The 10899-nt window shown below is 44.9% G+C and carries 5 protein-coding genes, 1 tRNA gene and 1 pseudogene; 5 read left to right on the top strand and 2 right to left on the bottom strand.

Annotation, left to right across the window (positions count from 1 at the left end):
- Window positions 1-74: 74 nt before the first annotated feature.
- The 5 genes from L0G63_RS12395 (at window position 75) to L0G63_RS12375 (ending at window position 6554) form a co-directional block, all read left to right on the top strand.
- A complete protein-coding gene (locus L0G63_RS12395) occupies window positions 75-1541 on the top strand; it encodes a YdiU family protein (protein WP_301450933.1) in 1467 nt (488 codons plus the stop codon).
- Between the two features lie 347 nt (window positions 1542-1888).
- On the top strand, window positions 1889-4207 hold the full coding sequence (locus L0G63_RS12390) for an NADP-dependent malic enzyme (protein ID WP_301450932.1): 2319 nt from the start codon (window positions 1889-1891) through the stop codon (window positions 4205-4207).
- 164 nt (window positions 4208-4371) lie between these two features.
- On the top strand, window positions 4372-5559 hold the full coding sequence (locus L0G63_RS12385) for a tRNA nucleotidyltransferase (RefSeq protein WP_301450931.1): 1188 nt from the start codon (window positions 4372-4374) through the stop codon (window positions 5557-5559).
- 11 nt (window positions 5560-5570) lie between these two features.
- Complete coding sequence (locus L0G63_RS12380) at window positions 5571-6383, top strand: pteridine reductase (protein WP_301450930.1); 813 nt, start codon at window positions 5571-5573, stop codon at window positions 6381-6383.
- A 94-nt stretch (window positions 6384-6477) separates the two neighbouring features.
- Window positions 6478-6554: transfer RNA gene (locus L0G63_RS12375), tRNA-Ile, on the top strand.
- Between the two features lie 324 nt (window positions 6555-6878).
- Here the strand turns inward: L0G63_RS12375 and L0G63_RS12370 are convergent.
- Together L0G63_RS12370 and L0G63_RS12365 are read right to left on the bottom strand one after the other, a co-directional pair.
- Entirely contained in the window at window positions 6879-8564 is a 1686-nt protein-coding gene (locus tag L0G63_RS12370; protein ID WP_301450929.1) for an NAD-dependent malic enzyme, read from the bottom strand.
- A gap of 298 nt (window positions 8565-8862) precedes the next feature.
- Window positions 8863-10207 (bottom strand): annotated as a pseudogene (locus tag L0G63_RS12365) (GntP family permease).
- Window positions 10208-10899: the final 692 nt, after the last annotated feature.

Raw genomic sequence — 10899 nt, 5'->3', positions numbered from 1 at the left:
TAGGTCTTTTTTTCACCTTGCATTTGGTATTGCACTTCATGTGTTAATCTAAGATTCTATTGGAAACGGTCTGTATGCGTTATCAAAATACTTACATCACTCTCGACACGCGCCTTTATCATGAGCAGCCGCCTACGCCACTGGACAATCCACGTGCTGGACACTTCAACGACCAAGTGGCACAGCAGCTTGGCTGGATAGAAGATAAAGAGTTGATGACCAACTGGGTTGAGATCGTAAGTGGCCAATATGTGCCATCTGACTTTAAACCATTGGCAATGGCATATGCAGGTCATCAGTTCGGACAATGGGCAGGACAGCTGGGCGATGGGCGCGGATTACTCATGGCACAAGTACTTGATAATGATGATCAACCACAAGACTTGCACCTCAAAGGAGCTGGCCTGACGCCCTACTCACGCATGGGTGACGGACGTGCGGTGCTGCGCAGTACCATTCGAGAGTATCTCTGTGGTCATGCATTGACGCAGCTTGGTATCTCCTCTTCTAATGCCTTGGGGTTTGTTGTCTCTGATACGAGAGTGCGCCGTGAGCGTATCGAAACAGGTGCGGCATTGATGCGTGTCGCTGACAGCCATATCCGCCTTGGTCATGTTGAATGGATTGCAAGCTTTGCACCTGACCTGCTCGATACATTTACCGACTATATGATTGATACTTATTATCCAGAGTGCCGTGATAGCGACGCACCTGTAGCGGCATTTTTGACAGCAGTCGTTGAGCGTACAGCTCGGATGATTGCGGACTGGCAATTGATTGGTTTTGCACATGGTGTGATGAATACAGACAATCTCTCTATCACGGGTAGCACGCTGGACTTTGGCCCTTTTGGTTTTATGGAGCGATTCAACCCTGCATGGATCAACAATCATTCTGATCACACTGGCCGTTATACTTACCAAAATCAGCCCGCTATCGGTCATTGGAATTTAAATGTCTGGCTGCCGCACTTTATGCGCATCCAAGGCGTGACTCGTGAGGTGCTCGCTGATTGCTTAGCCCCTTATGAAGCCACCTTTATGCAGCACTATCAGCAAGGGCTATGCCGCAAACTTGGACTGTCTCACCAGAGTGAGAGTTTGAGCTTGGCGTTTGAATGGTTGACCCTCTTAGAAGATAATGTGCTCGACTATACCAATAGTTTTCGCGCTCTACTCGGTTTAGTCGCCCCAAATGATCACCCATATGAGCAGAAATTACTGATTGCCATGACGGCTGAATTGAGTGTTGAGGCACAGCAAGTCTGGCAAGAGTGGTCGATGCGTTATCTGGCACAGGTTGAGCAATCATCAACTGTGCAAGCAATCAACGATATGCAGACCAATAACCCTGTGTACGTTTTGCGTAATAGTATGGCGCAGCGTGCCATTACTGCCGCTGAGCAAGGTCAGTTTGAAGAAGTCGATCGTGTTTTTCGTCTATTGGCGACGCCTTATGACGTCCAAGACATCGCAACCGCTCTTGATACAAGCGCGCCTGCATCCGATATGCCGCAGATGCCTATTAGCTGCTCTTCTTGAGCTACGCGAATACTGTAATATTTTGAAATATTGTTAAATTAAGGTTGATATTGGTCGGTGTTTTTTGGCATTATCAAACAGATAAATAACGAATATCATTTTATTATATTATTCGTGCGTTTTAATCGGGTTAGCTGGGCGGTGAATTGCCAGTAATGGTAGACTGACTGTTTTTGCTAGTTCGCTTTTTTGGTCTGATCATCGATCATGATTCTTATGGTCGTTAATCATCTAACGTCCCTACACCCTTTGATAAATATTACCATTCAATGATTGTTTTGAGGGTTAAACGTTGTTTTTTATCACCATTTAATTTATTCCAATTTATTCCAACCATGGCAATTATTATGAATGACGATACCACTTCGAATACGGATAGCCTCAGTACAGAAAAAGAGCAGTTTGAACAAGCTGCCTTACATTATCATGAATTCCCACGCCCAGGTAAAATCTCAGTTACTCCAACTAAGCAGTTAGCTAACCAACGTGATCTAGCACTTGCCTACTCGCCAGGTGTGGCTGTACCCTGCCTTGAGATTCAAAAAGACCCAAAACTTGCCTCTAAATATACCGCACGTAATAATTTGGTAGGTGTCATCACTAACGGTACTGCCGTACTAGGTCTGGGTAATATTGGCCCATTGGCATCAAAACCTGTGATGGAAGGTAAAGGCGTTCTGTTCAAAAAGTTTGCAGGTATCGACGTTTTTGATATTGAAATTGATCAAGATGATCCAGATAAGTTCATCGAAGCTGTTGCTTCTCTTGAGCCTACCTTTGGTGGTATCAACTTAGAAGATATCAAAGCACCAGAATGTTTCAAAATTGAGCGCGTATTACGTGAGCGTATGAACATTCCTGTTTTCCATGATGATCAACATGGTACCTCAATCATTGTTGCCGCAGCGATGCTTAATGCGCTATTGATCACTGGCAAAAAAATCGAAGAAATTAAAGTTGTCTGTTCAGGTGCAGGTGCAGCCGCCATCTCTTGTCTAGACATCATTTGCGCGCTTGGTGTTAATAAAAACAACATTATTGTTTCAGATTCACGCGGTATCATTAGCACCAGCCGTGAAAACCTTGATGAAACCAAACAACGTTATGCTCGTGAGACAACCGCTACCTCTATCGAAGAAGTGATGGACGATGTGGATATGTTCCTAGGCCTATCAATGCCCGGTACACTATCAGAAGATATGGTTCGCCGTATGGCAAAAGATCCTATTGTCTTTGCACTTGCCAACCCAACACCTGAAATCATGCCAGAATTGGCACATGCGGTACGTCCAGACGTGATCATGGCAACTGGTCGCTCAGATTATCCAAACCAAGTAAACAACGCACTATGCTTCCCATACATCTTCCGGGGTGCCTTGGATGTGGGTGCGACAACCGTCAACGAAGAGATGAAAGTCGCTTGCGTAAAAGCCATCGCTGCAATGGCACACGTCGAAGCAACCCCTACGACCAACGTCAGAAACATCGAGACGATGAAAAGCTTCGGTCGTGATTACCTAATCCCTGGCCCTCTAGAGCCAAACCTAATCATCGAGATTGCCTCTGCGGTTGCCAAAGCGGCAATGGACTCAGGCGTAGCGACACTGCCAATCGAAGACATGAAGGCATATCGTCAGCGTCTGTCTGAGTTTGTCTACAACTCTGCGTTTGTTATGAAGCCTATCTTTGCACGCGCTAAGTCTGCGCCAAAGCGTATCGTATACTGTGAAGGCGAAGACAATAATATCTTATTGGCCGTACAAGTGGTCGTCGATGAAGGCTTGGCTCAGCCAATCTTGGTTGGTCGTCCAGCAGTCATCAACGATCACATCAATAAGTTGGGCTTACGTCTAAAAGATGGCGAAAACATCACGATCGTCAACCAAGATGATGATCCTCGCTACAAAGACTACTGGCAGGGCTACTACGAGAAAAACAAGCGCCGCGGCGTGAGTATCGAGCTTGCTCGTCGTGATGTTCGCCGTAAAACCACGTTGATTGGTTCTTTATTGGTTGACAACGGTGATGCTGACGGTATGGTTTGTGGTACCTTTAGTGACTACCAGATGCACCTAAAGTATGTCGAAAGCGTCATTGGCAAAAAAGAAGGCATCAATGATTTTTATTCGATGAATGCCGTACTGATGCAAGATCGCAACATCTTTATCGCTGATACGTACGTGCATGAAGATCCAACCGCTGAGCAGTTGGCTGAAATGACCGTTCTGGCTGCCGATCAAATCCGCCGCTTTGGTATCACGCCACGTGTTGCCTTAGTCTCTCATTCAAACTTTGGCGCTTCAAATCGTGCCAGCGCGGTCAAAATGCGCAAAGTTTATGAGCTACTAACTGACATGAATGTCGACTTTGATTTTGAAGGCGAGATGCAAGGAGATGCCGCACTGAATGAACATATCCGCCTAAACGATATGCCATCAAGCCCACTAAAAGGCGCTGCGAACTTGCTGATCTTGCCAACGCTTGACGCCTCAAATATTGCCTTTAATTTACTTAAAACGGCAACCAGCAGTGCGTCTATTGGACCTATCTTGTTAGGTACGAATAAGCCAGTTCATATCTTGACGCCATCAGCGACTGCTCGCGGTATCGTCAATATGACGGCATTGACTGTGACTGAAGCACAAGATTTAGAAAGCGAAAAATAATCAGACGTCCTACTTCGTATGATTATGTGATTCAAAAGGGCTCTGTCATCCATTGGCAGGGCCTTTTTGCTATACTAAAACCGGTCAATGCACATCACGCATGGGCGGTTTTTTGATTTATTGCGATTGGGCCGCTGATATCGGTTCAATAAGAAGAGGCTTTTATGCAAATTTATCTTGTGGGTGGTGCGGTTCGAGATCAACTATTACAACAACCTGTCAAAGATAAAGACTTCGTTGTGGTTGGTGCCACCGTCGCAGAGATGCTTGATGCAGGGTTTCAACAAGTAGGTGCGGACTTTCCTGTGTTTTTGCACCCCACCACTCATGAAGAGTATGCACTTGCGCGCACGGAGCGCAAGCAAGGCTCAGGGTATAAGGGCTTTAGCGTACATGCCAGTCCTAATGTTAGTTTAAAAGAGGATTTGCAGCGCCGTGATCTGACCATCAATGCAATGGCTATCGAGGTTGTGAGTCTCACCGATGATACCCCTGTCAGTGGCGATGTCATTGATTATTACGGAGGATTACAAGATTTAGAGAGTCACATACTGCGCCATGTGTCTGGCGCTTTTAGTGAAGACCCGCTACGAGTACTGCGAACCGCTCGATTTTTTGGACGTTATTATGACTTGGGCTTTAGCATCTCGGAGGACACCTTGGCGCTCATGCGTCAACTGGTCAGCTTAGGTGAGCTTGCTCATTTGAGTGCCGAACGTATCTGGCAAGAATCAAGCCGCGCCACCATGCAGCTATCGCCGCAAGTATACTGGCAGCAGCTGTTTGAAATTGGTGCATTGACAGAGTATTTTGCCCCACTGCATGATGCGTGGGAAAACACTTGTATACGAGAGACTGTACAAACAGCTTTGTATTTTGCAGGGCAAATGCGTCTGAACTTATCGCAGCGCTGGGCGCTGTTGATGACAAGCCTCACCGCCTCACTATTTCATAGTGAAAACGCGGAGTCTAACTCTCACCTGTCAACGGCTATAAAAAATATCAATGCTATCGGTAATAAAGCCAAAGTCCCAAAATCGCATACTCAGTTTGCCACCCTATTTGTGCAACAGGCTGAAAAGCTAAGCACCATAAATACGCTAAGTGCGGCTGAAAAGATTGATTTAATACAAGGTTGCGGCGCTCATAAAGAGCCAAATAAGCTCTCACAACTACTGGTATGTAGTCACTTCTTAGAGCTGGCAACCCAGCACCGTCAAATGATGATAGCCCTGAATAGCTTTCATGCGATCGGTATGACAGACATTGCACCAAACCTCAAAGGCCCTGCGATTGGCGCCGCCCTACGTCAAAGCAGAATCGAGCACTTACAAGCGCGTGACATAGAGTAAAACATATTATTATGAACCAAGAATCTAACTCTTTCCCATCAGACAGTATGGATAGTAATACACCTGTGATGCTCGTGACTGGTAGCGCTAGGCGCATCGGCGCAGCGATTGTCAGAGCAGCGCACAAACAAGGCTACCGTATCATTATTCATTGCCATCATAGCCAAGACGAAGCCGAATATTTGGCTAATCAACTCAATGAAACTCGTTCTGCTAGCGCTGCGGTTATCGTGGCTGATTTGGCAGTGGTCAATAACAATACCACGTTAGACGTTTTTGTCAAAAACATCATAGGCACATTTGGGCGGTTAGATGTATTGGTACACAATGCGTCACGATTCTACCCAAGCCCAATTGGCTACATCAATCATGAGCAATGGAATGAGCTTTTCTTAACCAATGCCAAGGCACCCCTATTTTTGAGTCAAGCACTACTGCCCTATCTCAAACGTCAGCAAGGCTGTATTGTGAGCTTATTAGATATTCATGCGCAGGATACGCCCTTTAGCAACTATGCGGTCTATAATATGGCAAAGGCTGCTCATCGTATGATGGTACAGTCACTGGCATTAGAGCTGGCACCCGATATACGCGTCAATGGCGTTGCTCCTGGGGTCAATGTTTTACCTGAGTCTGACAGTGATCAAGCCCTTGATGACGTAAAGCAGCAAGATATTATTGCCTCAATACCTATGCAAAGAATCGGAAAACCTGAAGAAATTGCTCACAGTGTAATGTACTTGGTGCAAGCACACTATGTCACAGGTGAAATTATCACAATCGATGGGGGGCGTAGCCTGACTTTGGCTGGTAGTGGCTTTTAATCAGCTTTTAAACCGATTAAAAATTTATTGGTTACTTGCCATCTTTTACTTGAAAAATTCAAAAAATCAGGTATCATTGTGCGTCTAACGTTTAGGGCCCATAGCTCAGTTGGTTAGAGCAGAGGACTCATAATCCTTTGGTCGTAGGTTCAAGTCCTACTGGGCCCACCATATTCAAACCCTTTTAAGCATCAGCTTATAAGGGTTTTTTGTTGTCTATAGACTGGCTTGTCTATCGGTATCAAGACACCTCGTTTTAGATATTGAAAACAAATAAAAAGAGGACCAACACTACAATATAGGTAGTATCGGCAGCCTTTATCTAATTTGTCACTTTACCTAAATGGTGCTGTTATCAAGGCTTGATGAAAAGCTCTAAATTCAATGTTATCTAAAAACACCTCAAATTAGCGCTAGCAAGAACAGCTCAACCAAAAAAGCCTAATGCTGCTGTTGATTGCGGCATTAGGCTCGATTTATATCGCAGTGATGATCCTAGAAAGACGTACGGCGATAGTTGCGATATTCAGGGAACCAAAAATTCGCAGTTAAGCGGCGCTGTAAACCTTCCGCTGTTACAGGAAGTGCCAGCCCATCTTCAACCGCTTGCACGGCCACTTCATGAGCGATTTTTTCACTGATCTCTCGGATCACCTTGATTGGCGGTAGTATAGCACCTGGCGCTTTTTCGTATTCCATGGAGATATCTGCAAGCGCTTGGCTTGCTGCTGTAAGCATATTATCGCTGATACCTGTCGCCCGAGCTGCCAGCACACCAAGACCAATACCAGGGAATATGTAGCTGTTATTACACTGAGAAACCTCGAAAGACTGACCATTAAACGTGGTGCGCGGAAAAGGACTGCCTGTTGCAATAATGGCTTTGCCACGGCTCCAACTCATTACTTCCTGCGGTGTCGCCTCCACGCGCGAGGTGGGGTTTGATAGCGGCAATACAATTGGGTTTTCAGTATTGGCGCATAGCGTTTCAATCACTTCTTGGGTGAACAGACCTTTTTGTCCACTAACACCAAATAATACGGTGATTTTTGCTTGTCTGACGACCTGAGCAAGACCCAGCTTGTTACTCCTATCCCAGTGAGCAATGGCAGATTCTTTTTGTACCAAGGGTGCTTGGAATTTTTGTAGCTCTGTCATGCTATCAGTCAGTAGACCATAGCGATCCACCATAAAGACTTGGCTACGGGCCTGCGCTTCACTCAATCCTTCACGCTGCATTTGGCGAATGATATGCTCAGCAATACCGCATCCTGCTGATCCCGCGCCTAAAAATGCAATTCTTTGTTCGCTCAATTTTTGACCTTTAGTTAGGCACGCTGCAATCAAAGTACCGACCGAGACCGCCGCCGTTCCCTGAATATCATCATTAAAGCAGCAAATTTGATCACGGTATTTGTTCAATAGCGGAGTGGCGTTGCCCTGTGCAAAATCTTCAAACTGCAATAATACTTCTGGCCAGCGGCGTTTTACGGCTTGGATAAACAAGTCGACAAATTCGTCATACTCTTCGCCAGAGATGCGTGGGTTGCGCCAGCCCATGTACATTGGATCGTCAAGTAGCTTTTGATTGTTGGTTCCGACATCTAGCAAGATGGGTAAGCAGTACGCTGGGCTAATGCCACCACAAGCTGTATATAGAGACAGTTTACCGATTGGGATACCCATACCGCCAATGCCTTGATCCCCTAGGCCCAAGATGCGCTCACCGTCAGTAACCACGATCACTTTGACGTTTTGCTTGGTGGCATTTTGTAGCATGTCGTCGATTTTATGACGCTCAGGGTATGAGATAAATAACCCGCGTTTACGGCGATAAATTTGCGAGAATTTTTCACATGCTTGACCAACGGTTGGGGTGTAAATGAGCGGCATGATTTCTTCGATATGCTGCTCAATCAAGTGATAAAACAAAGTCTCGTTGGTGTCTTGGATATTACGCAAATAAATATGCTTATCCATATCGTCGTTGAACGAGCTTAACTGATGATACGCACGCAAGGACTGTTCTTCAATCGTTTCGATGTTATGAGGCAGCAGCCCAGTGAGGTTAAAGCTACTACGTTCTTCTGATGAAAAAGCACTGCCTTTATTCAGCAAAGGGGTTTCTAAAAGAGCGGGGCCAGCAACGGGAATGTATAAGGGACGCTTATTTGATGACATATAGAATCTTCTTATTAAGGACATATGAGTGAGTACTGTGCTAGTGCAGCATTATACGATGGATTGTGGTTAAACACGAATAATCTTGAGTGATGTCTCTTTCGTTTGCATTTTCTATCTATTTAATGGTCTAAAAAATCTGCAGTGTAGATCACATTTACCCACTGAGTTACCAAATAAAAACCCCTTACAAGCACCAGCTCATACGGGGTTTTTATTTGCTAGATTTTAGTAAAAGATAACGATCTGATTCTATTTGTTCATGTCTCTTTATGGGCTAAATAATGAGAACAACGGTCTAGAACGAGCCCATTAATGTCCCTAAAACGATAACCGCTATCAACGCTAACATCGGCACGGCAACCGCGACCACAAAAATATCCTTATAAGATTCTCTATGAGTCAGCTGACAGATAACAAGCAACGTAATCACAGCACCATTATGAGGAAGCGCATCCAAACCGCCTGAGGCAATCGATGCGACGCGGTGCATCAGCTCAGGATTGATACCAAACTGAGAGGCCAGCTGGAGATAATAATCTCCCATGGTATTAAGCGCGATACTCAAGCCGCCCGATGCAGAGCCGGTGATACCTGCTATGACGTTGACAAACACCGCTTCTGAAATAAGCGGATTGCCTGGAGATAGGTTTAATAAGAACTCTTCTACAATCACAAAGCCCGTCAAAGTGGCGATAACCGAGCCATAACCAACTTCTGATGCGGTATTGAAGATAGGCAGTAAGGAGCCAAGCGCGCCTTCGCTTAACGACTCTTTTAAGTTTTTCCAACGTTTCCAGTTCAGTAAAATAATAGAGCCGCAAGACACTACCAAAGCGACAACAATCGCCTAAATACCGAGTACTTTGGTGAGCGGAACCGCGCCAAACTCTTCGGTTGCCAGATAGCTGTTATCCATACTAGGCAGCAGCCATTTGGTACAGATAAAGTTAATCAAGATGACCAAGATAATTGGCAATAATGCCACCATCAATGACGGCTTTGCACTATGTTCGACGTCCGCTAATTTGTCATTGTGATGACCATACCCTTCTCCAGCATTGAATGCCGATCGGGTACGATAGTTCAACCAGACCATGCCGCCGATCAACATGATCAAACCAGCAATAACCCCAAGGCCCGGGGCTGCAAAAGAGTCGGTTTTAAAAAATGGCATGGGAATGGCGTTTTGAATGGCAGGGGTGCCGGGCAATGCCGTCATGGTAAGGTCAAAGCACCCAATGCGATTGCCCCAGAAATCAATCTTTTTGGAATGTTTAGCTCACAAAATACGCAGCTGCAATCGGATACACCGCAAAACCAACCACGAATAATGATACCCCACCATACGTCAAAATAGCACAGGCCATCACAATGGACAGCACCGCTTGCTTATGACCGAGCTTGTTGACCAGTGACTCTGATATGCTCAGCGCCGATCCTGAGTCATCCATCAACTTACCAAATATCGCATCCAGTAAAAACAGCGGGAAAAAGCTGCTGATATACCCACCCAATCCTTTCATAAATACTCGCATATACACGCCCAGCATCATGCTCGCCTCACCACTCAATAGCACAGCCAGCATCGCCAGTAAAGGCGCTAACAAAATGACACTATGACCCCGATAGGCCAAACACATCAATAATCCTAAGGCAATAGGATCGGCAATAAACTCATCATATACATTCCCTGTACTATATTTATTTATATAATATCTACCTTAAAAACTACTTATAACGATAAAAATTTTATCGTTATAAGAAACCAACAGAATATCTTTATAATAACAAGCCTCAAAACACAAATATTGTTTTGACAATAATGGTGTGGGTGTAAGGCCTATTAATTAGATAGCCATCAGCCGATGAATACGACTAGAGAAGAGAATGCAAGCAGTCAGCCTATTTTTCAGATAGTAAAGAGACAAGCAAGAAGGCAAATATCTATAGATATTAGAGAGTTGATTGGCGTATCAGGTGAGCTGACATAAAGTTCGGATAGCCAGTTATGTCGGCTACAGAGCTTGATACTTATATCATCAAAATTATTGGGTAAGTTGGGTATAGATGTAAGGTTCAAGCCGCAAAACGAATAATTGAGCGATCTAAGGTATTTTTTATTGTTTGCCGCCTTTTGTAAGTACATAAAATATAGGGGATGTGTAGACGTAGTAAGCCAGACTATTTAACATCCCGACTGCCATTTACACACCCAAATCGGCCTTACACCATCAAAATACACGTTAGCTTTGATAGACAATTGCCCAAATCGCTTAGCAGAGATATACTGTATAAAAGAGGATATTGGTAAGGTAGGCTAAATTGTTTATTA

This window comes from Psychrobacter sp., assembly GCF_030454045.1.
GTDB lineage: Bacteria > Pseudomonadota > Gammaproteobacteria > Pseudomonadales > Moraxellaceae > Psychrobacter.
The sequence above is the reverse complement of the archived record's forward strand: the minus strand, read 5'-3'. Positions and strand labels throughout refer to the sequence as shown.